At 66.3% G+C, this 24,961-nt stretch carries 24 protein-coding genes; 12 read left to right on the plus strand and 12 right to left on the minus strand.

What is annotated here, in order from left to right; translation table 11 throughout:
• Positions 1-67 precede the first annotated feature (67 nt).
• Positions 68-466: an 8-oxo-dGTP diphosphatase MutT gene (mutT, locus tag ACKOED_RS17310; protein ID WP_408917920.1), complete on the plus strand. Its 399-nt coding sequence runs from the start codon at positions 68-70 to the stop codon at positions 464-466.
• A 15-nt stretch (positions 467-481) separates the two neighbouring features.
• On the plus strand, positions 482-928 hold the full coding sequence (locus ACKOED_RS17315) for an NUDIX hydrolase (protein ID WP_408917873.1): 447 nt from the start codon (positions 482-484) through the stop codon (positions 926-928).
• A 24-nt stretch (positions 929-952) separates the two neighbouring features.
• On the opposite strand, the gene ACKOED_RS17320 is transcribed toward ACKOED_RS17315, so the two are convergent.
• Genes ACKOED_RS17320 through ACKOED_RS17335 form a run of 4 tightly spaced genes read right to left on the minus strand, consistent with a single transcriptional unit; the run spans position 953 to position 3,280 of the window.
• Complete coding sequence (locus ACKOED_RS17320) at positions 953-1,396, minus strand: DUF1178 family protein (RefSeq protein WP_408917874.1); 444 nt, start codon at positions 1,394-1,396, stop codon at positions 953-955.
• A gap of 6 nt (positions 1,397-1,402) precedes the next feature.
• The gene (locus ACKOED_RS17325) at positions 1,403-2,248 is read right to left on the minus strand and encodes a carbon-nitrogen hydrolase family protein (protein ID WP_408917875.1); all 846 of its coding nucleotides are present in this window, start codon (positions 2,246-2,248) and stop codon (positions 1,403-1,405) included.
• Entirely contained in the window at positions 2,245-2,511 is a 267-nt protein-coding gene (gene grxC / locus ACKOED_RS17330) for a glutaredoxin 3 (RefSeq protein ID WP_408917876.1), read from the minus strand. Before grxC ends, ACKOED_RS17325 begins: the two co-directional genes overlap by 4 nt.
• Before the next feature lie 7 nt (positions 2,512-2,518).
• Positions 2,519-3,280: a ComF family protein gene (locus tag ACKOED_RS17335; RefSeq protein WP_408917877.1), complete on the minus strand. Its 762-nt coding sequence runs from the start codon at positions 3,278-3,280 to the stop codon at positions 2,519-2,521.
• A gap of 87 nt (positions 3,281-3,367) precedes the next feature.
• Here ACKOED_RS17335 and ACKOED_RS17340 point away from each other — a divergent pair, with 87 nt between their 5' ends.
• Together ACKOED_RS17340 and ACKOED_RS17345 are read left to right on the plus strand one after the other, a co-directional pair.
• The gene (locus ACKOED_RS17340) at positions 3,368-4,192 is read left to right on the plus strand and encodes an inositol monophosphatase family protein (protein WP_408917878.1); all 825 of its coding nucleotides are present in this window, start codon (positions 3,368-3,370) and stop codon (positions 4,190-4,192) included.
• Positions 4,192-5,031, plus strand: coding sequence for a methyltransferase domain-containing protein (locus ACKOED_RS17345; protein ID WP_408917879.1), 840 nt, complete (start codon positions 4,192-4,194; stop codon positions 5,029-5,031). Before ACKOED_RS17340 ends, ACKOED_RS17345 begins: the two co-directional genes overlap by 1 nt.
• Before the next feature lie 7 nt (positions 5,032-5,038).
• Here ACKOED_RS17345 and ACKOED_RS17350 read toward each other — a convergent pair whose 3' ends face one another.
• From ACKOED_RS17350 to galE, 3 genes are read right to left on the minus strand one after another with little or no spacing between them, the layout of a single operon-like run.
• Positions 5,039-6,085, minus strand: coding sequence for a DUF459 domain-containing protein (locus tag ACKOED_RS17350; RefSeq protein ID WP_408917880.1), 1,047 nt, complete (start codon positions 6,083-6,085; stop codon positions 5,039-5,041).
• Positions 6,086-6,087: 2 nt separating this feature from the next.
• Positions 6,088-7,287: a lytic murein transglycosylase gene (locus ACKOED_RS17355; RefSeq protein ID WP_408917881.1), complete on the minus strand. Its 1,200-nt coding sequence runs from the start codon at positions 7,285-7,287 to the stop codon at positions 6,088-6,090.
• A 24-nt stretch (positions 7,288-7,311) separates the two neighbouring features.
• Positions 7,312-8,310, minus strand: a complete 999-nt coding sequence (galE, locus tag ACKOED_RS17360) for a UDP-glucose 4-epimerase GalE (protein WP_408917882.1) — start codon at positions 8,308-8,310, stop codon at positions 7,312-7,314.
• 82 nt (positions 8,311-8,392) lie between these two features.
• On the opposite strand from galE, the gene ACKOED_RS17365 reads away from it, so the two are divergent.
• Together ACKOED_RS17365 and ACKOED_RS17370 are read left to right on the plus strand one after the other, a co-directional pair.
• Positions 8,393-9,289, plus strand: a complete 897-nt coding sequence (locus ACKOED_RS17365) for a UTP--glucose-1-phosphate uridylyltransferase (RefSeq protein ID WP_408917883.1) — start codon at positions 8,393-8,395, stop codon at positions 9,287-9,289.
• A 37-nt stretch (positions 9,290-9,326) separates the two neighbouring features.
• Positions 9,327-10,331 carry an SIS domain-containing protein gene (locus ACKOED_RS17370; protein WP_408917884.1) on the plus strand — a complete coding sequence of 335 codons (1,005 nt, stop codon included), beginning with the start codon at positions 9,327-9,329 and terminating at the stop codon, positions 10,329-10,331.
• A gap of 17 nt (positions 10,332-10,348) precedes the next feature.
• Here the strand turns inward: ACKOED_RS17370 and hemH are convergent, their stop codons facing one another.
• Complete coding sequence (gene hemH / locus ACKOED_RS17375; RefSeq protein ID WP_408917885.1) at positions 10,349-11,371, minus strand: ferrochelatase; 1,023 nt, start codon at positions 11,369-11,371, stop codon at positions 10,349-10,351.
• A 163-nt stretch (positions 11,372-11,534) separates the two neighbouring features.
• Between hemH and ACKOED_RS17380 the strand changes: the two genes are divergently transcribed.
• On the plus strand, positions 11,535-12,476 hold the full coding sequence (locus ACKOED_RS17380) for a sensor histidine kinase (protein ID WP_408917886.1): 942 nt from the start codon (positions 11,535-11,537) through the stop codon (positions 12,474-12,476).
• Positions 12,477-12,495: 19 nt separating this feature from the next.
• Entirely contained in the window at positions 12,496-13,413 is a 918-nt protein-coding gene (locus ACKOED_RS17385; RefSeq protein WP_408917887.1) for an arginase family protein, read from the plus strand.
• 195 nt (positions 13,414-13,608) lie between these two features.
• On the opposite strand, the gene ACKOED_RS17390 is transcribed toward ACKOED_RS17385, so the two are convergent.
• Positions 13,609-17,046, minus strand: a complete 3,438-nt coding sequence (locus tag ACKOED_RS17390) for an indolepyruvate ferredoxin oxidoreductase family protein (protein ID WP_408917888.1) — start codon at positions 17,044-17,046, stop codon at positions 13,609-13,611.
• A gap of 22 nt (positions 17,047-17,068) precedes the next feature.
• On the opposite strand from ACKOED_RS17390, the gene chrA reads away from it, so the two are divergent.
• Positions 17,069-18,352 (plus strand): chromate efflux transporter, encoded by a 1,284-nt coding sequence (chrA, locus tag ACKOED_RS17395; RefSeq protein ID WP_408917889.1) that lies wholly within the window; start codon positions 17,069-17,071, stop codon positions 18,350-18,352.
• On the opposite strand, the gene ACKOED_RS17400 is transcribed toward chrA, so the two are convergent.
• Positions 18,349-19,551: an acyl-CoA dehydrogenase family protein gene (locus ACKOED_RS17400; protein ID WP_408917890.1), complete on the minus strand. Its 1,203-nt coding sequence runs from the start codon at positions 19,549-19,551 to the stop codon at positions 18,349-18,351. The genes chrA and ACKOED_RS17400 overlap by 4 nt on opposite strands.
• Positions 19,552-19,643: 92 nt before the next feature.
• On the opposite strand from ACKOED_RS17400, the gene ACKOED_RS17405 reads away from it, so the two are divergent.
• On the plus strand, positions 19,644-20,405 hold the full coding sequence (locus tag ACKOED_RS17405) for a gamma-glutamyl-gamma-aminobutyrate hydrolase family protein (protein ID WP_408917891.1): 762 nt from the start codon (positions 19,644-19,646) through the stop codon (positions 20,403-20,405).
• 16 nt (positions 20,406-20,421) lie between these two features.
• Here the strand turns inward: ACKOED_RS17405 and ACKOED_RS17410 are convergent, their stop codons facing one another.
• Positions 20,422-21,411: a 2-hydroxyacid dehydrogenase gene (locus ACKOED_RS17410; protein WP_408917892.1), complete on the minus strand. Its 990-nt coding sequence runs from the start codon at positions 21,409-21,411 to the stop codon at positions 20,422-20,424.
• 170 nt (positions 21,412-21,581) lie between these two features.
• Here ACKOED_RS17410 and ACKOED_RS17415 point away from each other — a divergent pair, with 170 nt between their 5' ends.
• Together ACKOED_RS17415 and ACKOED_RS17420 are read left to right on the plus strand one after the other, a co-directional pair.
• Positions 21,582-22,190 (plus strand): SH3 domain-containing protein, encoded by a 609-nt coding sequence (locus tag ACKOED_RS17415; RefSeq protein WP_408917893.1) that lies wholly within the window; start codon positions 21,582-21,584, stop codon positions 22,188-22,190.
• Positions 22,191-22,339: 149 nt separating this feature from the next.
• Complete coding sequence (locus tag ACKOED_RS17420; RefSeq protein ID WP_408917894.1) at positions 22,340-23,677, plus strand: amidohydrolase family protein; 1,338 nt, start codon at positions 22,340-22,342, stop codon at positions 23,675-23,677.
• Positions 23,678-23,686: 9 nt separating this feature from the next.
• Here the strand turns inward: ACKOED_RS17420 and dnaJ are convergent, their stop codons facing one another.
• Complete coding sequence (gene dnaJ, locus ACKOED_RS17425; protein ID WP_408917895.1) at positions 23,687-24,838, minus strand: molecular chaperone DnaJ; 1,152 nt, start codon at positions 24,836-24,838, stop codon at positions 23,687-23,689.
• Positions 24,839-24,961 lie beyond the last annotated feature (123 nt).

The following is a 24,961-nucleotide window of genomic DNA, read 5'->3' on the forward strand; positions in this document are numbered from 1 at the left end:
CTTCCTCTCCCGCGATGCGGGAGAGGACGAAGGCGGGCGCGCTCAGTTGCCCGCCCGGGGCTTCGGCATGAAAACCGTCCTAGTCGCCGCTGTTGCGCTGATTGACAAGGACGGGCGCGTGCTGCTCGCCCGGCGGCCCGCCCACAAGGCGATGGGCGGGCTGTGGGAGTTTCCCGGCGGCAAGGTCGAGGCGGGCGAGCGCCCCGAGGCCGCGCTCATCCGCGAACTGAAGGAAGAACTGGGGATCGATGTCGCCGAATCCTGCCTCGCGCCGCTGACCTTCGCCAGCCATGCTTACGACGACTTCCACCTGCTGATGCCGCTCTATGTCTGCCGCCGCTGGCAGGGCCAGGCTGCCGGGCTGGAGGGACAGGAACTGGCCTGGGTGCGGCCGCTGAAGCTGCGCGACTATCCGATGCCGCCCGCCGACCTGCCGCTCATTCCGCATCTTATCGACCTGTTGTAGGCACCGGAGTTTGTCATGAACTGGCAATTCAACCCGCGCGTTGCTGCGATCATTCAGGATGCTGACCGGAACCGAATTCTGCTGTGCCGGAAGGACGGTTTGCCGTTCTGGATGCTTCCCGGTGGCCGTATAGAAGGTGGCGAAAGGGCTGTTGACGCTTTGCGGCGCGAAGTTCGCGAGGAACTCGGCGCTGACGTGAAAGCCATCGAGTTTCTCTGGTTTATTGAGAATCTCTTCCAGGTGGATGGCCGCGCCTTTCACGAATACGGCCTCTATTTTCGCTGTGACTTAGCGGGATCCTTCGAGGAACACCTCGAATTCTTCGGTGCGGAAAGCGACCTTGTCTTCAAGTGGGTGCCGAAGGTCAGACTGAGCGAGTTTGACTTGCGTCCGCATATGTTGCGCGAAGAGCTCATGAATTTGCACGGAGGCATGCGCTACTTGGAAGTGCGCGACCCCTGAGAACTTGGCTCAGCCAGTGAGCACTCAGTTCCCATCCTCAGGAAGCCGTGGCAGCGGGTGCACGGCGATGCCTTCCTCGATCAGCGCCCTGGCTTCATCCGGAGACGCTTCGCCGTAGATGCCGCGCTCCTCAGCCTCCGCATAATGGATTTTGCGCGCTTCATCGGCGAAGCGCTCGCCGACATATTCGGCGTTTTCCTCCACCTGTTTCCGCATCTCGCGCACCATCTCCATCATGGCCGCCAGCCGCGGGTCCACCGGCCCGGCGAGCAACTTGCGGGCGGGCTCCTCCTTGCGGTTTGACTTCGCGGGAATGCCGGGCGTCATCAGCTGCTTCTCGACCCTCGCGGAGCCGCACACCGTGCAGGCGACAAGACCTTTCGCCGCCTGCCTGTCATAGGCGGCGCTGTCGCGGAACCAGCCGTCAAAGGCATGGCCTTTCTCACATATGAGGTCATAACGGATCATGGCATTTCAGCTAACAATGCCCGAAACCGGTTTCAAGATGGTGACTTCGCCCGCGCGGTCATGGCGCAGCGCCGGAATCCGCGCCCGGGCCCGCGCGGCTTCCGCTAGGTCGATTTCGGCAAGCTTCACGCAAGGTTCGGCTCCTGCCTCCGCCAGCACCTCGCCCCAGGGTGAGACCGCCAGCGAATGCCCATAGGTTTCGCGGCCTGACTCATGGCGCCCGCCCTGGGCCGCCGCCAGCACGAAGCTGCCCGTCTCGATGGCGCGGGCCCGGAGCAGAATGTGCCAATGCGCCTCACCCGTCGGCACTGTGAAGGCGGACGGCACGGTGAACATGCCGGCCCCCGCCTTCGCCAGCGCGCGGTAAAGGCCGGGAAAGCGGATATCGTAGCAGATGGTGAGGCCGATCGGCCCCAATGCCGTCTGCGCCAGAACCGCCTCGCTTCCGCCCTCATAGGCCTGGGACTCGCGCAAGGCTTCGCCGGTCGGCAGGTCGACATCGAAGAGGTGAATCTTGTCATAGCGCGCCGCGATGGCGCCATCGGGCGCCAGCAGCAGCGAGCGGTTGACCAGCCTGCCGCCGCCGCCCTTCAGCGCCAGCGAGCCGATGTTGAGCCAGATGCCAAGTTCCTTCGCCAGCGCCGCAAAGTGCCGCAGGCTCTCGTCCTCGGCCTCGGGCCGTGCCAGCGCCATGAGCCGCGGCCGGTCCGGCTCGATGATATTGGTCATCTCCGGCGTCAGGACGAAATCCGCGGCCTGCGCCTTGGCCTCGCGGATCATCGCTGTCGCATCAGCGAGGTTGCGGGCCATGTCGCGGCCCGACCGCATCTGCACCAGGGCGGCGCGGATCACCGGCTTGCGAGCAGCGGATCGAGGGCACCGCGCCGGTCGAGATCGTGCAGGTCGTCGCAGCCCCCGACATGGGTTTCGCCGATGAAGATTTGCGGTACGGTGTAGCGGCCGTTGGCGCGCCGCGTCATCTCTTGGCGAAGCGCTGGGTTCTGGACGTCGATCTCCTCAAAGGCAGCCCCCTTGCGCGTGAGCAGCGCCTTGGCGGCATGGCAATAGGGGCAGGCCGGTGTCGTATAGATGGTGATGTGAGGCGTCGCGGTCATGACGCGTTCAATTATGGGGCCGTGCGGGGGCGGGAACAAGAGCGAAGGTCAGGAGATCGACGCGCGCCGCGCCCGCCGCCCGCAGCGCCAGGGCGCAGGCCTCCGCCGTGGCGCCGGTGGTGCGCACATCATCGACCAGCAGCACCGCCTTGCCCCAAACCACGGCTTCCTGGCCGGGGCTTACCAGAAACGCATTCTTGACGTTGCGGCGGCGCTCCGCCTGGTCAAGGCCGACCTGGGCGCGGGTGCGCCGCCGCCGCATCAGCACATCATGCCGCCATGGCGTGCCGGAACACTGCGAGAGCTGCTGCGCCAGATAGGCCGACTGGTTGAAGCGCCGCTGCCACAGGCGGAAGAAATGCAGCGGCACGGGCAGGATCACATCCGCCTCGCTGAGCAGGCGGCGGCCGGCCCGCGCCATCATGCGGGCCATCAGCAGCCCCGCCTCTGGCCGGTCGCGGTATTTCAGGGCATGCACGAGCTTTGCGCCCTCGTCGTTGAAAATGACAGCAGCGCGCGCCCGGTCCCAGGCCGGCGGACCGGCCAGCGCCTCGGCCGACAATGCTGCCTCGCCCTGGTCATAGGCGAAGGGCGTGCCCAGCATGTTGCACACTGGCTCGTCGAGGTGCCGGAGCTTCGCCCAGCACGCGACGCACAGGCTGGCCGGCTCCTCCACCGCGGTATCGCAGACCAGGCACAGGCTTGGCGTCAGAAGATCGACGAGGCCGCGCCACAGCCGGGCGGGGACGTTGGAAACGGCGCTGTCCATGTCATTACGCTAACACAGCGTTGTGCGGACATGGATTCATGAATCGATTTCGTCTATCAGCGTCCGCGCAAGAACACCGGAGATGACATGAGTTTTGCCCGCGCCGACCTTGACCGCCTGTCCGCCATCCTCGCCGAGGCGGCTGAAACCGAAATCATGCCGCGCTTTCGCCGCCTCGAGGACGGCGGCATCCGCGAGAAGACCGGCGCCCTCGACCTGGTAACCGACGCCGACGAGCAGGGCGAATGGCGGATCCGCGATCTTTGCGCCAAGGCCTTTCCCAAGGCCTTGTTCGTTGGCGAGGAATCAGCGGCGCGCGACGCCGCACTGCTCACACGCATCACGGATGCCGAGCTGGCGATCATCGTCGATCCCATCGACGGCACTTCGAACTTCGCCTGGGGCATGCCGCTGTTCGGCGTCATGGCGGCGGTAGTCTCGCGCGGCGAAACGGTGGCGGGGTTGATTCTCGATCCAGTCGGGCGCGACTGGCACAAGGCGTTGCGCGGGGAGGGGGCCTGGGCCGAAAGCGTCAACGGCCGGACGCGCGATCTGCGCGTGGCGAAGCCGGACAAGCTCTCGGAAATGACCGGCCTGTCCTCCTGGTATCTGATGCCGGAGCCGCAGCGCAGCCGCACGGTCGCCAATCTCGCCAAGACCAAGGCCTGCTTCAATTATCGCTGCGCGGCCTATGAATACCGGCTGATCGCCGAGGGCCTGGTGCATTTCAGCCTGCATTACAAGCTGATGCCGTGGGACCACGCGGCGGGCGTGCTGATCCATGCCGAGACGGGCGGCTATTCAGCGCTGCTTGACGGCAGCCCCTATTCCGCCTCACGCCACGAGGGCGGCATCATCTCCGCCCCCGACCGCGCCACCTACGACCTCATCAAGCGCGAGCTTCTCGGCTGATGACGGCAGCGCCGCCGCTGTTTGACCGGGGGCTCGCGGCGGCGCGCGCCATGCGGCGGCCACTGGCGGAACCAAGCCTGCTCGCGGCCAGCCTGGCGGCGGAGCTCGCTGACCGTCTGGCCATGATCAACCGGCGCTTTGGCCGCGCCCTGCTGATCGCGCGTGAGCCAGCCGCCATCGCCGCAAGGCTCCGCGAAACCGGCCAGATCGCGGCGCTGGAGGTCAGTCATCCTGCCGTCAGCGAGGACCTGGCGCTGCCCGAGGCGCATTATGATGCGCTGGTCAGCGTGCTTGACCTTCAGGGCGTGAATGACGTGCCGGGCGCCCTCATCCAGATGCGGCGGGCGCTGAAGCCGGATGGCCTGCTGCTCGCCTGCCTGTTCGCTGGCGAGACGCTGACCGAACTCCGCCAGTCATGGCTTGCCGCCGAGGAGGCGCTCACTGGCGGCGTGTCGCCGCGGGTGGCGCCGATGATCGATGTGCGCGAGCTGGGCGGTCTGCTGCAGCGCGCCGGGCTGGCGCTGCCGGTCGCCGATCTTGACCGCGTGGTCGTGCGCTATGCCGATGCCCTGTCGCTGATGCGTGAAATCCGCGCGCTTGGCCTTGGAAGCGCGCTCGCTGGCCGTTCGCGCCGGCCGGTAAGCCGCCGCCTGCTGGCCGCCGCCGCTGCTCACTACGACAAGAACTTTGCTGATCATGACGGGCGCATTCGCGCCACCGCCGAAGTGGCCTGGATCACCGGCTGGGCCCCGCATGAGAGCCAACCCAAACCCCTGAAGCCTGGCAGCGCCACAGCCCGTCTGGCCGATGCCCTGAAGGTGGAAGAGAGGAAGCTTTAGCGGGTGCTTATTCAGTTGCGCCTGGCGGCGCCGCGAAATCGTCGGCCCGGCCGGGCGGGGCGGTTTGCGGCGCGCCGAACCTGAACAGCTGCTCAGCGCCGCTATCCGCTGGCGATACGTCCCGGAGCGTCTTCAGCGCAGCATCCGGTGACAGGCCGGCGGCCAGCAGCATGGCATTGGCGGTGACGCCCTCCGGCTGCACCGTGTAGAAGCCGCCATCCGCCAGCGTCCGGCCGAACACCGGCACATTGCGCAACACGCCGGGGTCCTCCGGCGCCGTGATGGCGGCCTCGGCGGCGGGTGTCGGCGCAGTGTTGGCAAGCGCCGCCAGCACCAGTTGCGCCATCAGGTTGTTTCCCGCCTTGAAGAAGGAGATGCCGTCGCGGCCGCGCAGCTTGACCACCGTACCGGAAGCATCCTGCACGGTTTCGGCAAAGCCGCCATCGGCGCCGGAAAGCTGTGGCCTGAGATCGAGAAAGGTCATGCCGCGGGCTTCGACGCGCTCGCGCTGCAGCGCGGTGATGGCGCGGACGGCGGCGTCATAGTCGGGGTCCTTCAGGGGCGGCAGCGACACCCAGATGACGCGTGCGCCCGAGGCCTGCAATGCGTCCAGCAACCGGTCGGCCTGCTTGCGGTAGGCGGCGGCCCAGCCCTCGCTGCCGAAGGGCTGGCGCAACTCACCGTCGCGGATCGTCTGACGGTCGTTGGCGCCCAGCATCACCACGATCACGTCGAAGGTGGCGCCCTCCAGGATCTTCTGCGCGGTGGCGGCCCAGTCATAGACTTCGGGCCGGGCCAGGCCCGATTCCTCGTTGAAGCGCGAGACGACATCCAGTCCGGGATCGGTCGCCGCGGCGCGCAGCAGGCCGGCGCCCAGCCCGCCGCCGACACCGTCACCCAGCACCAGAACCCGCCGCGCCTCGAGCTGGCCGGTGGTGGGCACGGCAGCCACATCGCCCATGCCGGAAGAGCCCATGATCGGCTGATCGGGCGCCTGCGCCGACGCCGTGACGGCCAACAGCAGGAACACCATGACAAGAGCGGGCCGCCACATGTTCAGCCGTTCTTCCGCATGTGTTCGAGAAGCTTCAGCGAGGGCCTCCCGTCGAGCGGCAAGCCGGCTTTCGCCTGATAGGCGATGATCGCCTCATAGGTGCGCGCCCCGAAGCGGCCATCGCTGCCGCCAGTCTTGAACCCCATGGCATTGAGCCGTTTCTGGAGTTCCACGCGCTGCTCGAAGCTGAGCCCGAAATCAACCGAGGGCCAGGCCGCCTGAATGGGCCCCATGCCGCGGATACGGTCCGCCAGATGGCCGACCGCCAGCGCATAGGAATGCGAGAGATTGTAATCCATGATGGCGAGGAAGTTCTGGGTCACCAGAAAACGGGGGCCGTTTACGCCCTGCGGCACCATGACGAAAGCATCCACATCGCGGGACCCGAATTTCTGGCCATCGGCGCGCTTCACGCCGAGCTTTTCCCAGGCGGCCACGCTGCGCCATTTGCCGCGGCCGATCAGCGCCACGTCGAAGTCCTTTGGCAGGGTCACCTCCCATCCCCACGGACGGTCGGATTTCCAGCCAGCCTTGGCGAGATAGTTGGCGGTCGAGGCGAGCGCGTCTTGCCGCGAATTCCAGATGTCCTTGGTGCCGTCGCCCGTCCAGTCCACCGCATAGGAGATGTAAGAGCTGGGAATGAACTGCGTATGGCCCATGGCGGCAGCCCAGGAACCCTTGAAGTCCTCAGGCTTGGCCACGCCCTTCTGCAGGATCTTGAGGGCGGCAATGAGCTGCGCGTTGCCATAGGCCTTGCGGCGTCCGCTGTAGGCGAGTGTGGCCAGCGAGCGGATGACGCTCATCGAGCCCTTGTCCTTGCCGAAATTGGACTCCATGCCCCAGATGCCGAGCAGGATGTGGCGGTCGACACCATATTTCTTTTCGATGGCCGACAGCAGCGCCTCTTCCTCGGCCTTCTTGGTCTTGCCGGTCGCAATGCGGATCGGCGTCACTGCCTTGGCAAGATAGTCGCCGGTCGTGGAGGTGAATTCCGGCTGGTTGGCTGCCAGCTTCAAGACCCGGGGGTCAGGCTCGGTGATGCCCTTGAACGCCCGGTCGAACAGGTCACGCGGGATTCCCGCGGCCTTGGCGCGCGGCCACAGGCTGTTCTGGATAAAGGCTTCGAATTTGGGGTCGGCCAGCGCCGGCCGCGGCAGCAGCGGCGCCAGCGCGACGAAAGCCGCGAACAAGCGACGGTTCATGACAGGCGGTCTAGCCACGGGCGTTCATCCGGAAGTGGTCGAATTGCGCTGGGCGAGCTTGCGTTCCCAGCCGAGCGCTGATTCCACGATCATGTCGAGGTTGTCATATCTGGGCTGCCAGCCCAAGACCTCCCGTACCCGCGCCGCCCCGGCGACGATCGCCGCCGGATCGCCCGCCCGGCGCGGCGAATAGCGCACGGGAAGCGGCGCTCCGGCCGCCTTCTCCACCGCGCTCACAACCTCGCGCACCGAATAGCCCTTGCCATAGCCGCAGTTGAACACCCCGCTTTCGCCACCGCGCCGGAGATGCGCCAGCGCATCCATATGCGCCGCCGCCAGGTCGCTCACGTGGATATAGTCACGCAGGCAGGTGCCGTCGGGCGTCTGGTAATCGGTGCCGAAGATCTCGAGTTCACCGCGCTGGCCAAGCGCTGTCTGGCAGGCAACCTTGATGAGATGAGTGGCCCGCGGCGTCGACTGGCCGGTACGGCCCCCGGGGTCGGCACCCGCCACGTTGAAATAGCGGAGCGCCACATATTGCAGCCCGTGCGCGGCATTGACGTCACGCAGCATCCACTCGGTCATCAGCTTCGACGCGCCGTAGGGCGAGATCGGCGCCACCGCGGCATCCTCGAACACTGGCAAGGCCCCGGGATTGCCATAGACCGCGGCGGTGGATGAGAAGATGAAGCGTGGGATGCCGGCCCGCACCGCGGCGCTGAGCAAGGCGCGGGATTTCACGGTGTTGTTGAGATAATAGCCCAGCGGATCCTTCACCGAATCGGGCACCACGATCGATCCCGCGAAATGCACCACCGCGTCGAAGCGGTATTCGGCCATCAGCCGGTCGAGCAGGGCCTCGTCGCCAATATCGCCCTCCACCAGCCGGGTGTCCCGCGGCAGCGCCCACCAGAAGCCGGTGGACAGATTGTCCAGCACCACGGTGTCTTCGCCCGCCTCGGCCAAAGCCAGCACCATGTGGCTGCCGATGTAACCCGCCCCACCGGTTACCAGAATAGCCATTGAAAACTCCTTTGCTTCGCGTGTAGCGAAGTCTGCGATATTATCACAGAGAAACCGAAAATCTGGCGGAAAGAGGTCAAGCATGGCGCGTCCGATCAAGACGGCGGTATTCCCGGTTGCCGGGCTCGGCACCCGTTTCCTGCCCGCCACCAAGGCGATGCCGAAGGAAATGCTCACTGTCGTCGACCGGCCGCTGGTGCAGATCGCCGTGGACGAGGCCCGCGAGGCGGGAATCGAGCATTTCGTATTCGTCACCGGGCGCAACAAGTCAGTAATCGAGGACCATTTCGACAAGGCCTTCGAGCTTGAGGCCGTACTGCGGGCGCGGGGCAGGCAGTCCGAGATCGAAAGGCTTGAAGATACCCTGCCGCTTCCCGGCCATGCCAGCTTCACCCGCCAGCAGGAGCCCTTGGGTCTGGGCCATGCCGTGTGGTGCGCGCGCCATATCGTGGGCGACGAGCCCTTCGCCCTGCTGCTCCCTGACATGGTGATGCACGCGAGGCCCGGCTGCCTGCGCCAGATGATCGACGCCTACGAGGCGCGCGGCGGCGGCAATGTGCTGGCCGTCGAGGAAGTGCCCTGGGAGCAGGTGAGCCGCTATGGCGTGGTCGGCGCCAGGGATTGGCAGGACAATGCCTTCACCATCACCGGCATGGTGGAAAAGCCCAAGAGCCGCGAATCTGCCTCTTCCAACCTGATCATTTCCGGGCGTTACATCCTGCAGCCGGAGATCTTCGCGGAGATCGCGAAACAGGAACCAGGTGCGGGCGGCGAGATTCAGATCACTGACGCCATGATCCGGCTTATGGCCCATCAGCCCTTCCACGGGCTCCGCTACCGGGGCACCACCTATGACTGCGGCGACAAGGTGGGTTTCCTCGCCGCCAACGTCGCCTTCGGACTCGAACGCCCCGACGTGGGGCCAGGCTTCCGCGCCGCCCTGGAACGGCTTCTGGCGGAAGGCGGCCACCGGCGCTGACTTTGCGCCGGCTGCCGGAAAGGGCTAAGAAGCGGCCATGTCAAACCGCCAGACCCTGAACCCCGTTCCGCTCGGCGCATCTTGGCGGGCCGCCGCCCGCAAGGCGCTGCTCACCGAGGCCGAGGGCCTGCAGCAGCTGATCGCCGCCCTTGACGGGCCACTGGGCGATGGCCTGGCGCGGGCGGTCGAGACGATCCGGACATCGAGGGGCCGGGTGGTGCTGGCGGGCATGGGCAAGAGCGGCCACATCGCCCGCAAGATTGCCGCCACGCTGGCCTCCACCGGCACGCCCGCGAGCTTCGTGCATCCCGCCGAGGCGAGCCACGGCGACCTTGGCATGATCACCGGCGATGATGTGGTGATCATGATCTCCAACTCCGGCGAATCGCCGGAGCTGCGCGACATCCTCACCTATTCGCGGCGCTTCGCGGTGCCGCTGATCGCCATCACCGCGGCGCCGGACAGCACGCTGGGCAAGGAGGCGGACATCGTGCTGCCCCTGCCGCGGGCCCGCGAGGCCTGCCCCAACGGCCTCGCGCCCACCACCTCGACCCTGTTGCAACTGGCGCTGGGCGACGCGCTGGCGGTGGCGCTGCTCGAGGACAAGGGCTTCAGCGCCCATGATTTCCGAAAGTTCCACCCCGGCGGCAAGCTGGGCGCCCAGCTCAAGCACGTGCGTGACCTGATGCGCCAGCGCGACGAGCTGCCGCTCGGCCTCGCCGACATGGCCATGGCCGATGTGCTGATCGTGATGACGAGACGCAGCTATGGCTGCTTCGGCGTGGTGGATGAACGGGGACGCCTTATCGGCATCATCACCGACGGCGATCTGCGCCGCAACATGTCGGCCGATCTGCTGGACCGCCAGGCCGGCGCGGTGATGACGCGCGCGCCCAAGACGATTGCCGCCGACGCCCTCGCCTCCGAGGCGCTGGAACAGCTGAACAGCCTCAAGATCACCAGCCTGTTCGTGATCGACGCGGAGCAGCGCCCGGTGGGCCTCATCCACATCCATGACCTGCTGCGGGCAGGATTGATCTGACGCGGTTAACGCCGCCGTCAGATCCAGCCCTGCAACTCGTGGCGAACCAGCCGCTCCAGCATGGTGATCGATGGTTCGGAGTCATTCAGGCACGGCACAACCGAGAATTGCTCTCCGCCGGCTTCCTCGAAGGTCTCCTTGAGGCCGATCGCCACTTCCTCCAGGGTCTCGACGCAATCCGAGGCGAAGCCGGGCGTGATCATGAGGAGCTTCTTGACGCCCCTGGAAGGGAGCTGCTCGACCGTCTCCTGGGCATAGGGCTGCAGCCATTCCGCCTTGCCGAAGCGGGACTGGAACGCCACCTGCAGCTTCTCGCGCGGCAGCTCGAGGCGCTCGGCCAGCAGGCGGGCGGTTTTGAGACACTGGCAGTGGTAGGGGTCGCCGGCCATGAAGTAATCCTTGGGCAGGCCGTGGAACGAGGCCAGGATCATGTCCGGCTCCCAGTCCAGCGTCCTGAGATGCGCGGCAAGCGACTGCGCCAGGGCTTCGATATGGGCCGGATTGTCGAAATAGGGCGGCACGGTGCGGATGGCCGGCTGCCAGCGCATCGTCTTCAGCGCATCATAGGCCTTGTCGAGGGCCGTGGCGGTCGTCGAGGCGCTGTACTGCGGATAGAGCGGGAACAGCAGGATCCGGTCACAGCCCTGGTCTTTCAGGGCCTCGATCCGCTCCTTGGTGGGCGGCAGCCCATAGCGCATGCCCCAGTCGACGATCACCTGCGGCAGGCTTTCCAGCCGGGCCGCCAGCTTTTCCGCCTGCGAGCGGGTGATGGTCTTGAGGGGGGATTCATTCAGCTCGCGGTTCCAGATCTGCTCATAGGCGTGGCCGCTCTTGCTTGGCCGGGTGGTCAGGATGATGCCGTTGAGCAGCACCCACCAGAGTACCGGGTTGACCTCGATCACCCGCCGGTCGGACAGGAATTCCTTGAGATATCTGCGCATTGGCCAATAGGACGTGCCCTCGGGCGTGCCGAGGTTGATCAGCAACACGCCGATTTTCCCGACCTTGAACGGCGGGTGCCCGGGCGGAAGAACATTCATCAATTCTAAACCATCCTAACGGCCGCATTGCCGTGCGCCAGTCACTACCCCGCCGTTAACGGGTTGAAAATCCCAAAAGATCATATTGGCGGGGAATTGTATCGCAACCGGAGTTTCGGTGTTGAAACGGCAGCAACCAGGGATGCATCCTGGGAGAATGCCCGTGCTGGCAGCGCTCGTTGCAGGCATCGCCTTCGCATGCCTGCTGACCGCCGCCGCGGCGTTGCATGCCGCGGCCAGCCTGTTCGGGGCGGCGCTGCTTGGCGGCCTGATGCTGGCCGGGCTGCTGCTGGCGCTGGGCTGGGGCCTGATCCAGCGGCTCCGGCGGCCGCCCCAGAGCGAAAAACCAGCGTCCGAAAGCGCCCGGGAGCAGCCCTCAAGCAGCCGGAATGCGGCCAGCCTCGAATTGCTCGAAGCCGTTGCCAGAGAGGTGATGACCGCCGCCGGAACCATCAAGGGTTTTGCCCAGGTTCTGGCGCCAGGCCCGGCCGCGTCCCTCCCCGGCGGGGAGCGGCGCGACGCCAGCGGCTTCGTGCTGGCCAACAGCCGTGACCTTCTGGCCTTCGCGGCCGGACTTCATGACTATGCCCGTTTCGAGCGCGGACGCCTGCGGATTACCGAACAGCAGGTTGACGCCGCCGAACTGGTGGAGAGCGCCCTGGCGCTGTGCCAGGAGGAGGCTGAGGCCAGCGACCGCATCATTGTGGCGCGTCTGGTCGACGGCGCTGAAATCCGCGTCGACGCCGAACGCATCCGGCAAACAATCGCCGGCCTGGTTCACTGGGCGCTGGCGGAATCCGGGGCGGGCGGCATCCTCGACGTCAGCCTCCAGAAGCTGGCCGATGGCGGCCTTGCGGTCGACATCGGCAGCCGCGCTGAAGCATCCGGACCCGCCGGGCAAACACAGCTGTTCGAGCCCCGGCTGGAGGCCGACGGCCTGCGCAGCTTCGCGCTTCCCATTGCCAAGCGGGTGGCCCTGCTCCATTCTGGCGAGGTGGTGGCAAGCAGCGCCCCCGGCCGTGGCGCCAGCGCCCGGCTGACGCTGCCGGCCAGCCGCGTCATGTGGCCGGACGCGGCCAACAACCACAATGCCCAAGCCGCCTGACCTGCAAGAGCCCGCCGCCATGCCGCCAGCCGTCCCCGTTCCCCCCTTCATGGGCGCCATTGCGGCAACGCATGCGTCAGGCTTCGACGCCGCCATTTTCGGCGCGCCGCACGGCACGCCCTATCCCGGCATCAACAACTCCGTTCACGCCGGCGCGCCCGACGCCTTCCGCAAGGCTGTGGCGCCGGATATCGGCTGGCTCAACTCCTGGGACTGGGATCTCGGCGGCCCGCTGCTCCGCCATGGCCAGCGCGTCTGCGATCTCGGCAACCTCAAGACGAAGCGCAGCGATGGCGAGGGCAACCGGACGCTGATCGAACACACCACCCGGCAAATCCTTGATGCCGGCGCGGTGCCACTGATGTTCGGCGGCGACGATTCGGTGCCCATCCCGTTTATCGCCGGTTTCAGCGAACATCCGGCAATCGTTATCCTGCAGATTGATGCCCATATCGACTGGCGCCATGAGCGCGAGGGCGAAACCATGGGCTTCTCGTCCACCATGCGGCGCGCCTCCGAACACGGCCACGTCTGGCGCATCGTGCAGGCGGGCGCCCGCGGCATCGGCACCGCGCGCGAAGGCGAGGTGCGCGACGCGCGCGATTGGGGGGCGCGCATCGTCACGTCCCGCGACATTCACCACAAGAGCGTGGCGGAGGTGCTGCAGCACATCCCCGAGGATTGCGATTGCGTGATCTCGCTCGATTGCGACGCGCTCGATTCAAGCGCCATGCCGGCGGTGGCCTATCCCTCGCCGGGCGGGCTCACCTACACGCAGGTGACGGACCTCGTCGCCGGAGTTGCCGCCAAGGCGCGCATCGCCGGGTTCGCCATGGTGGAATTCGTGCCGCAGCGCGACCGGCTGCAGACCGCCGCTTTCACCGCGGCGCGCATCGCCTCCAATGTGATCGGCCATATCCGGCCACGGCCGCGCTAGCGGATGCCATGGTCAGGCCGTCCCCCTCTCGTCATGGCCCGGCCTGACCAGGCCATCATCACAAGCGCTGTCTGCAAGATGCCACGGTCAAGCCGTGGCATGACGAGGTTGTGGAGGTCATGCCCGCGCTGCCGGCAAGATGCCACGGGCGCGCCGTGGCGTGACGGGTTTGCCTCTTCCCAGTCGGTTGCCGGGTCACTCCGCCGCCGCCCGCAGGCGCGGTTTGCCGCCGGCGAGGCTTTGCAGCAATTCGGCCTCGCGGGCCTTGGCTTTGGCGATGCTCGCCTGCTTGACATGACCGAAGCCACGAATGGTCTCGGGCAGCGAGGCCAGTTCCATCGCCGCCTCCGAACGCGCCAGGCCGGGGCGCTGCAAGAGGTTGTCGATCAGCGCGCGGTAGCCGGCGATCAGCTGGCGTTCCTCGCGGCGTTCAGCACTTCGCCCGAACGGATCAAACGCGGTGCCGCGTAGCCATTTGAATTTGGCCAGCAGCCGGAACACCGGCATCATCCATGGCCCAAACTGGATCTTGGCGGGTTTGCCGGTGGCGGGATCGATACGCCCCAGCAGCGGCGGCGCCAGATGGAAGGTAAGCCGGACATCGCCGGTGAACTGGCTTGCAAGCCGCTCGGCAAAGCCGCCATCGGCATAGAGCCGGGCCACCTCATATTCATCCTTGTAGGCCATCAGCTTGAACAGGTTGCGCGCCACGGGAAGCGCCAGCGGTTCCGCCGCGGCGCGCACCTTCTCCACGAAGGCGCGGTAGCTTTCGGCGTAGGCGGCATTCTGGTAGGCCGTGAGGACGTCCACCCGCCGCGCCACGATCTCATCCAGCGTCTCGGGCTTTACCACGGCGCGGGCGCCGATCAGGGTGCGCAGTGCTGCTTCATCGGCGGCAGCGCGCCGGCCCCAGGCGAAGGCCGCGAGGTTCTTCTTCACCGCAACGCCGTTGAGTTCCACCGCCTGGGCAATCGCTTCACGCGAGACAGGCACCAGGCCTTTCTGCCAGGCATAGCCCAAAGTGAAGAGGTTGGCGGCGATCGAGTCGCCCAGCAGCCTGGTGGCGATGTCGGTGGCGTCGATGGCGTGGAAGCCGTTTGGCCTCACCGCCGCCGCGATGCGCAAGGCCAGCGACCCGCCCCGTACGTCGAAATCGGCGTCATGGGTAAATTGCGCGGGCATCACCTCATGGCTGTTGACCACCGCATGGCTGCGCTGGCGCGAGGCGCCCGCCAGAATACGCGCCGAGGCGGTGGTGACGAGATCGCAGCCGAGAATGAGATCAGCCTGTCCACGCGCCACCCGCACAGCGGCGATATCACCGGGCCTTGCCCCGATCTTCAGATGGGTGACGACAGCGCCATTCTTCTGCGAGATGCCGACCATGTCGATGAGCGCCGCGCCCTTGCCCTCGATATGCGCCGCCATGCCGAGAATATGGCCGATGGTGACAACACCGGTGCCGCCGATGCCGGCCACCAGAATGCTCCACGGCTTGTCGAGCGCGTGCAGCACCGGCTCCGGCACCACGGGGAACGGCGCTGCTTCGAAATCCATAGCCCGGCCCGGGGCGGACTTCACGGGCACGCCGCCCTCGACCGTCACGAAGCTGGGGCAGAAGCCGTTGAGGCAGGAGAAGTCCTTGTTGCAGACAGACTGGTCGATGCGGCGCTTGCGCCCGAATTCGGTTTCGACAGGCTGGATCGCCACGCAATTGGACTTGACCCCGCAATCGCCGCAGCCTTCGCAGACCAGCTCATTGATGAACACCCGCTTGCCGGGGTCGGGAAGCGCCCCCTTGCGCCGCCGCCGGCGTTTCTCGGCGGCACAGGTCTGGTCATAGATGATGACGCTGGCGCCCGGCACTTCCATCATCTCGGCCTGCACGGCTTGCAGGTCGCGCCGGTCATGGAAGCTCGTCCATGCAGGAAAGGCGGCGCGCGAGGCGTATTTGTCCGGCTCGTCCGAGACCACCGCGATGCGCTCGATGCCGATGGCCCGCATCTGGGTGGCAATCTGCTCAACCGTCAGGCCGCCATCATTCTTCTGGCCGCCGGTCATCGCCACCGCATCATTGAACAGGATCTTGTAGGTGATGGTGGTGCCCGCGGCCACCGCCTGGCGGATGGCCATCAGGCCCGAGTGGTTGTAGGTGCCGTCACCGATGTTCTGGAACACATGCTTGCGCTTCGAGAACGGCGCCTCGCCAACCCAGTTGGCGCCTTCGCCACCCATCTGGGTGGCGCCCTCGGTCTTGCGGTCCGGCACGAACTGCGCAAGCCAGTGGCAGCCGATGCCGGCATAGCCGCGCGCACCCTCCGGCAGCACGGTGGATGAATTATGCGGGCAGCCGGCACAGAAATAGGGAACGCGCGCCACAAGATCGGGCTGGTTGCCGGCAGGCTGCGCCTCCGCCAAGGCCACGGCGCAATCGGCGAGCGCGCCCTCGCCCACCCGCGCGGCAATGGCGCGGGCGATATGGGTCGGGTCGAGCACGCCATGCGGCGGAAACAGCGTGTTCTCCCGCTCGTCCTGCTTGCCGATCACCGCCGGACGGCTCTGCTCCGTATACAGAATATCCTTGATCTGCGCCTCGATGATGGGGCGCTTCTCCTCGACCACCATGATGGTGGCGAGGCCGCGCGCGAATTCCTTGATGATCGCCGGCTCGAGCGGCCACACCATGCCGATCTTGAGCAGCCGGATGCCAAGCCTGGCCGCGCTATCCTCGCCGATACCGAGATCGTCCAGCGCCTGGCGCACGTCGAGAAACGCCTTGCCCGCCGCCACGATGCCGAGCCGCGGCGCGGCCCCGCCCGCGAACACGATGCGGTTCAGGCCGTTGGCCCACGCAAAGGCCTTGACGGCCGGCAGCTTGTGCATGTGCAGCCGCTCTTCCTGCGGCACCCGGTCATCCCGCGGGCGGATCGACAGGCCCCCCGGCGGCGGGGCCGGTTCAGCGGGCACGACGGGCACATTGCGGTCAAGGCTGGCATCCACCACCGCCGAGGACTCGACCGTGTCATGCACGCATTTGAGGCCGACCCAGACCCCCGCATGGCGCGACAGCGCATAGCCCATCAGGCCGAAATCGATGATTTCCTGCACGCCGGCGGGCGACAGCACGGGGATCATCGCATCCATCAGCGCCACGTCGCTGGCATGCACGACAGTGGAGGATTCGCCCGAATGATCATCCCCGGCAAGGGCCAGCACACCGCCATGGGGCGAGGTGCCGGCCATGTTGGCGTGCCGGAACACATCGCCCGACCGGTCAACGCCCGGCCCCTTGCCGTACCAGAGGCCGAATACGCCATCGAACTTGCCCTCGCCGCGCATTTCCGCCTGCTGGGTTCCCCACAGGGCGGTGGCCGCCAGGTCTTCGTTGAGGCCGGGCTGAAACACGATGTTGCGCGGCGCCAGCACCGGCTTTGCCGCCTGGAACTGGTTGTCGACCGTGCCGACCGGCGAGCCCCGGTAGCCTGAGACATAGGCCGCGGTGTTGAGCCCGTTCCGCCGGTCACGCTCGGACTGCATCAGCACCATGCGCAGGATCGCCTGCGGTCCGGTCAGGAACAGCCGTGTAATCGAAAGGTCATAAAGGTCGGAGAGGCTGTGGGTCGACTTGGACATGGGCCCAACTATACTGAATCGCATGGACAATCAAAATGCTTCGCCGCCAGGCCCCGGTTTCGTGGAAGCCTTGCGGGTGTGGGCGAAGATCGGCCTCACCTCCTTCGGCGGCCCGGCCGGCCAGATCGCGCTGATGCACCGCGCGCTCGTCGAGGAGCGCGGCTGGCTGTCGGAAAGGGAGTATCTCACCGCGCTCAACTTCTGCATGCTGCTGCCGGGCCCCGAAGCGATGCAACTCGCCACCTATGCCGGCTGGAAGCTGCATGGCGTGAAGGGCGGGCTGGCGGCGGGTTTGCTGTTCGTGCTGCCGGGGGCTGTCATCGTGCTGTCCCTCACCATGCTTTATGCGGCGCTGGGCAAGCTGCCACTGGCGGAGGCGCTGTTCTATGGCATCAAGGCGGCGGTCTTGGCCATCGTCATCGAAGCATTGGTGCGGGTGGCGCGCCGCGCCCTCAAGACCGGCGCCGACTGGGTCATCGCGGCACTGGCCTTCGCGGCGCTGTTCTTCTTCGCCATGCCGTTTCCGGTGGTGATCGTCGCGGCGGGGCTTTACGGCTTCTGGCGGGCCAGCAGCGCTGCCGAACCGCATCACGCCAGCGTTCCAGGCTGGCGCGAGCTGGCCGGCACGGTGGCGCTGTGGGGCGCCATCTGGCTCGTACCCTTGGCGGCGCTGGCGCTGCTGCTGGGCCCGCACCACGTGCTGACCGAGGTGGGCGTGTTCTTTTCCAAGCTGGCGCTCGTCACCTTCGGCGGGGCCTATGCGGTGCTGGCCTATATGGCGCAGGCGGCGGTGGAGACCCAGGGCTGGCTCTCGGCAACCGAAATGATGGACGGGCTGGCGCTGGCCGAAACCACACCGGGGCCGCTGATCCTGGTGACGCAGTTCGTTGGCTATTTCGCGGGGCTCCGCGAGATGGGGTCCATGTGGGGTGGGCTTGCGGCGGCAGCGGTGACGCTGTGGATGACCTTCGCGCCCTGTTTCCTGTGGATCTTCGCCGGAGCCCCCTATGTCGAAGCCCTGGGCAAGCGCCCACGGCTTTCGGGCGCGCTTGCCGCCATCACCGCCGCGGTGGTGGGGGTGATCCTCAATCTCTCACTGTGGTTCGGGCTCCATGTGCTGTTTGGCCAGGTGGAGCGGCTTCCAGGCTGGTTCCGGCCCTGGGTGCCGGATTGGACCAATCTCGATGGTTCGGCGCTGGCGCTGAGCGGGCTCGCCGCGCTGGCGCTGCTGCGCTTTCGGCTGGGGATCGTGCCGGTGCTTGCCTTGAGCGCCGTTCTTGGCGCAGCCGCGAAGCTGCTGGCCTAACCCCAGTTCCAGAAGTCATTGCCCTGCTTGGCGAGGCTGCGCGCCAGCACCATCTTGTGGACCTCCGAGGCGCCGTCGACGAGCCTGGCGCAGCGCGCATAGCGGTAGATCCATTCCAGCACCGTGTCCCTGGAATAGCCGCGCGCCCCCAGAAGCTGCACGCCCACATCCGCCGCGCGGTTCAGCGTGTCAGCGACATGGATCTTGGCCAGCGAGATCTCCGCCTGCGCTTTCTCGCCGCGGTCCAGCTTCCAGGCGGCGTGCATGGTGAGCAGCCTGCCCTTGGCAATCTCGGCGGCCACCTCGCCCAGCATGATCTGCACGCTTTCACGCTCGGCGAGAGGCAGGCCGAAGGCCTTGCGGTCCTTCACATGGGCCCCGGCGATTTCAAGGCAGCGCCGTGACAGGCCGAGCCAGCGCATGCAGTGGGTAAGCCGGGCGGGGCCCAGCCTGATCTGGGTGAGGCGCAGGCCGTCACCCTCCTCCATCAGCAGGTTTTCTTCCGGAATCTCCAGCCCGTCGAATTCAAGCTCGCAGGTGCCGCCCAACTCATCCGGCCCCATGGTGGGCACCCGGCGCACGATGCGCCAGCCCGGCTGATCCTTGTGGAACAGAAAGGCCGAAAGCCCGTTGCGCGGATCATCCGAGGTGCGCGCCACGAGAATGAAATGGCTCGCCCCGTCAGCACCCGAGATGAACCATTTACGGCCATGGATGACATAATGGCCACCCTGCTTTTCAGCCCGCGTCAGCATCATGCCGCCGGGGTCGGAGCCGGCCCCGGGGCTCGGTTCGGTCATCGCGAAAGAGGAGCGCACCGCGCCATCGGCGATCGGCTGCAGCCATTTGTCTTTCTGTGCCGCGGTCTTCAGCACCTTGTCCAGCACCGTCATGTTGCCATCATCCGGCGCGGCGCAGTTGAAGCACAAGGGCCCGAAAATCGAGCGGTTGGCTTCCTCGTAGAAGGCGGCGCGGCCCACCATGGTAAGCCCCAGGCCGCCACGCGCCACCGGCACCTGCGGGGCCCACAGGCCTTGCGCCTTCACCTGCTGGCGCAGGCTGGCCAGCAGATCGAGCCGGATGTTGCCATAAGCGTCGTAACTGCCGGGATCGGACTCGAGCGGAATCACATGGCCGTCGACGAAAGCCCGCACCTTCAGCCGCAAGGCGTCGATGGCCGGATCGAGCGAGAAATCCATGTGGGTCCTCCAAGGCGCGAGGTGGCAGTTGGACATTTCCTGCGCCGGCTTGCTATCTAGACGGCAAATCAGCCCGTCCACAAGGATCGGACATGACCTATCTGCCCCTCGTCGGCCTGCCGGCCGACACCTATGAGAGCAACGGCTTTCTCTATCATTCGATCGGCGACAAATATGTGCGCGCCGTGGCCGAGGCGGCGCATTGCCTGCCGGTGATGATCCCGTCGCTGATCGACGCGCTGGAACTCGACGCGCTGCTCGATCATCTGGACGGCGTGGTGGTCACCGGGGCGGTGTCGAACGTGCACCCGCCGCATTATGGCGAGCAGCCCTCGCCCGCCCATGAGCCCTATGACCACGCGCGCGACGCAGTGACGCTCAAACTGATCGACAAGACGATCCGCCGCGGCATGCCGCTGTTCTGCATCTGCCGCGGCTTTCAGGAACTGAATGTGGTGCTGGGCGGAACGCTGGAGACCGAACTTCAGGAGAGCGAGGGCAGGATCGATCACCGCGCGCCGCGCCACGACGATGTCGATGTGCGCTACGCGCCTGCCCATGTGATCAACATCAGGCCGGGCGGCATACTTGAGCAGATCCTCGGCAAGCGCGAGACCATGGTGAACTCGATCCACCGCCAGGGCATCAAGCGGCTCGCCAAGGGGCTGGCCGTCGAGGCGACAGCGCCTGACGGCATCATCGAGGCGGTATCCGTGAGGGAGGCCCGCAGCTTCGCGATCGGCACCCAGTGGCACCCGGAGTTCAAGGCGCTGAACAACCCCGATTCGGTGAAACTGTTCGCCGCCTTCGGGGACGCCGTCCGGGCCTATGCGAAGGCCCGGCGCGGCAGTTAGGGAAAGAACCGTACCCTCACAGCATCGCGGGCAGCACGCGGTCCGGCGGGTTGTGGCCATCGACCCAAGTCTTGATGTTGATGATCACCTTCTCGCCCATGTCGATGCGGCCTTCGATGGTGGCCGAGCCCATATGCGGCAGCAGCACCGCCTTCTTGGCCTTGAGCAGACGCGGATTGACGGCAGGCTCATGCTCGAACACATCGAGGCCGGCGCCACCCAGCTCGCCCGACTCGAGCATGCGCGCCAGCGCGTTCTCGTCGATCACCTCGCCACGCGCCGTGTTGACGATGATGGCCTCGCGCTTCATGAGCTTCAGACGCCTGGCCGAGAGCAGGTGATAGGTGGCGGGCGTGTGCGGGCAGTTGACCGACACGATGTCCATGCGGGCCAGCATCTGGTCGAGGCTTTCCCAGTAGGTTGCCTCAAGCTCTTCCTCGGTGCGGGGATGCACGGGCTTCCTGTTGTGATAGTGAATCTGCATGCCGAAGGCCTTGGCGCGGCGCGCCACGGCGGTGCCGATGCGGCCCATGCCGATGATGCCGAGGCGCTTGCCGCCGATGCGGTGGCCCAGCATCCAGGTGGGCGACCAGCCCTCCCAGCTGTTGTCGGGGCCGATCACCCTGGCGCCCTCGATGATGCGGCGCGACACCGCCATGATCAAGGCGAGCGTGAAGTCCGCCGTGTCCTCGGTGAGCACGCCCGGCGTGTTGGTGACGGTGATGCCGCGCGACAGCGCCGTTTCGACGTCGATGTTGTCCACCCCGTTGCCGAAGTTGGCGATGAGCTTCAACTGATCGCCCGCCTGCATGATCACCGCCTTGTCGATCCGGTCGGTGACGGTGGGCACCAGCACCTCGGCGGTTTTCACCGCCTCGAGGAGGTCCGCCCGGCTCATCGGCCGGTCGGTGGCGTTGAGCCTGGTGTTGAAAAGCTCCATCATCCGGGTCTCGACCACGTCGGGCAGCTTGCGGGTGACGACGACGACAGGCTTGCGCTTGCTCATGCGGGATTCCTGGCTGCGATAAGGCATCTCAACCTATTCTTAACCATGCTTGCCTGAGTTTACCACTGCCCCGGCATGGTTGCTGACGGGATCAACCGTTTGCACCGCCGGATGCGTGGTGTAAACTGGCTTTATGGCTCGGGTGAGCGATTGGGGAGATTCGGGAAATCATGGCGCTGAGCCCTGCTGTGAAGCGGCGTATCGGACCTGCGGTTCTGAGCCTGCTCTGCATCGGTGTGGCCGTGGCGGTCGGCTGGTCGGTGTTTGGCAAGGACAGACAAACCCCAGCCAAACTGCCGCCTGGCGAGGTGACTGGCTCTCTTGCCGAGGAAACGCCGCGGCAGCTTGGTCCTTCGGGACTGCCGATCCCGCGATTTGTGTCGCTCAAGGCCGAAAAGGTGAATGTGCGCCGCGGCCCGTCCAGCGACCACGCCGTGGCCTGGGTGTTCCAGCGCAAGGGACTGCCGGTGGAAATCGTGGCCGAGTCCGACAACTGGCGGCGCATCCGCGATTCGGATGGCGAGGAAGGCTGGATCCTGCAGAGCATGCTGGCCGGCAAGCGCACCGCGGTGATTGCCCCCTGGAAAACCGGTCAGGCCGTGCCGGTGTATGCCGGGCCAGCGGCCGGCGCTGACATTGTCGCCCGGATGGCCGCCGGGGTGGTGGCCGACGTCAGCCATTGTGACGGCGTCTGGTGCGAGCTGGCTGCCGGCGGCTATGAGGGCTATGTCGAACAGACGCAACTCTGGGGCGTCTATGAGGGCGAGAAGGTCGACTAAGCCAAAAACAGAAAGCAGCCCGAACGGGAATTCACTTGGCGGACATGCCCGCCTTGGCTAGTGGTTGAACGAGGAGGAAGCACGCCATGTGTCTCGCCTGTTCCCTGATGCAAAATCGCCGCCCCGCGCAGCCAAGCCGCCGCCAGGTGTTGAAAAACGCCGCGTTCACGCTGACCGCGCCGCTGCTCGCCCAGCCTCTGTCCTGGGCCTCCACGGCGATCGCGGCTCCCCTGAAGGCCGATCCCGCGCCGGTGGTGATCGTTGCCGGAAATCTATGGGATGGCCTGGCCGACAATCCGCTGGGGCCCATGGAGCTGCTGGTCGAGAACGGCAAGATCAGCGCCATGGCGCCGGACGTCGGCCGTCCGGAGGGCGCCAGGGTCATCTCGCTTCCTGATCATACGGTCACTCCGGGCTTCATCGACTCGCATGTGCATGTCACCCTGCGGCCGGAACTGGAGGACAAGATCTTCGATCTGTCCTCGTCAGCCAAGGCGCTGCTGGGCGTCGAGGCGCTGTCTATCCTGCTGGGCCACGGCTTTACCACCGTACGCGACACCGGCGATATGGACATTCACGGCTACACCACCTGCGATCTCGCCAGGGCGCTCGCCGAAGGCCGGATCGCCGGCCCGCGGCTCATTCCCGCCGGGCATCTGATTTCAACCCGCGGTGGCCACGGCGATGGCGAGCCCCTGCTGGGCGCTGACAGCAACCCCTGGCAGAACAGCCTGGCGGACGGTGTTGACGAGATCCGCAAGGTCGTGCGCCGGGAGATCAGCCGTGGCGCGCAATGGATCAAATTCGCGGGGTCGGGCGGGTTTTCCAGCCCGGCGGACGACCCGTCGCAGACGCCTTACAGCCAGGAGGAAATGAACGTGATGGTCGGGACGGCGCGCGATCTCGGCATTCCCGCAACGCTCCATGTCTATGGCGACGAGGGCATCCGCCGGGCGCTCACCGCCGGCGTGCGCGGCATCGAGCACGGCAATCTGGCGTCCAGGGACACGCTCACGATCATCGAGGACAAGGGCGTCTATCTGGTGCCCACCCAGTTCGCGGTGATCCGCCAGGCGAGGCTGATCGACGACGACGCATTCTGGAAGGCGGCGGACAAACCGCCCTATGTGCGCCGCAAATACCGCAAATACGCCGCGCAGCTGATGGAGGCCGCCAAGAACATCGCCGACAGCAAGGTCAAGATCGTGTTCGGCACCGATATCGGCACCTTCTCCTTCGACACCAACAACGCGGGCGAGTTCGGCGAGATGGTGGCCAATGGCATCAGCCCCGTGCGGGCCCTGAAGGCCGCGACCAGCATGGCGGCGGAGATGCTGCAGATGCCCGACATCGGCGTTCTGGCGGCCGGCAAGACGGCCGATATCGTCGCCATGCCGGGCAACCCCTTCGATGACATCAGCGTCACCGAGAAGGTGGATTTCGTCATGCATGACGGCGCCATCCACAAGAGCCCGGGGCAGGGCTGAGGAAACGGCTCAGCTGCCGAAGCCGTCCCAGAAGGCCTTGGCCCTGGCGAAGAAACCTTCCGATTCGGGGCTGTTGTGGCGCGATTCCTTTTCGAAGTCGCGCAGCAATTCGCGCTGTCTGCGCGACAGGTTGACCGGCGTTTCCACCGCCACCTGGATATACATGTCGCCGGTCTGCGAGGAGCGCAGCACCGGCATGCCTTTGCCGCGCAGGCGGAACTGCTTGCCGGTCTGGGTTCCTTCCGGAATGCCGACCCGCGCCTTCTTGCCGTCGATGGTGGGAACCTCGATGTCGCCGCCCATGGCCGCCGTGGTCATCGATACCGGCACCTTGCAGAACAGGTCCGCTCCGTCGCGCTGGAAGAATTCATGCGGCCGCACTGACAGGAAGATATAGAGATCGCCCGCCGGCCCGCCGCGCACGCCCGCCTCGCCTTCGCTGGCCAGCCGGATGCGGGTACCATCCTCGACGCCGGCCGGAATGTTGACCGACAGCGTGCGTTCCCTGGTGACCCGGCCCTGCCCCGCGCAGCCGTTGCAGGGATCGGAAATCACCTGGCCGCGGCCCTGGCAGGTCGGGCAGGTCCGTTCCACCGTAAAGAAACCCGATTGCGAACGCACTGCCCCCTGGCCGCCGCAGGTGGTGCAGGTCTTGGGCGCGGTTCCTGGCTTGGCGCCCGAGCCGTTGCAAGCCTCGCAAGAGACCGATGACGGTACGCGGATCTGCGCGGACTTGCCGGTAAAGGCCTCGGTAAGGCCGATCTCCATATTGTAGCGCAGGTCGGCGCCGCGCGCCGCGCCGCCGCCGCCACGGCCGCCGCGGCGGCCGCGGTTGCTGCCGCCCATGAAATCGCCGAACAGGTCCTCGAAAATGTCGGACATCGAGGAATTGAACTCCGGCCCGAAGCCCGGGCCACGCCCGCCGCCCATGCCGCCGTCGAAGGCCTGGTGGCCGAACCGGTCATAGGCGGCCTTCTTCTGCGGGTCCTTCAGAACGTCATAGGCCTCGTTGATTTCCTTGAAGCTGGCTTCAGCCGTCTTGTCGCCGGGGTTGGCATCGGGATGATACTGCTTGGCGAGCTTGCGATAGGCGGCCTTGAGCTCCTTCTCGTCGGCCGATTTGCCGACGCCCAGAACCTCGTAATAGTCTCGCTTGGCCATGAATGCTTACCGCTATCGGTTGCTGTCCCGGCATGATGACGGAAATTACATGCCGGAACGAAGATGATCCTCGGGTGGGGATAACAGAACCCCGCCGTCAGGCGGGGTTCGTTGGTGTCTCCG

The sequence above is a fragment of the Aestuariivirga sp. genome, assembly GCF_046093005.1.
Classification (GTDB): domain Bacteria; phylum Pseudomonadota; class Alphaproteobacteria; order Rhizobiales; family Aestuariivirgaceae; genus Aestuariivirga.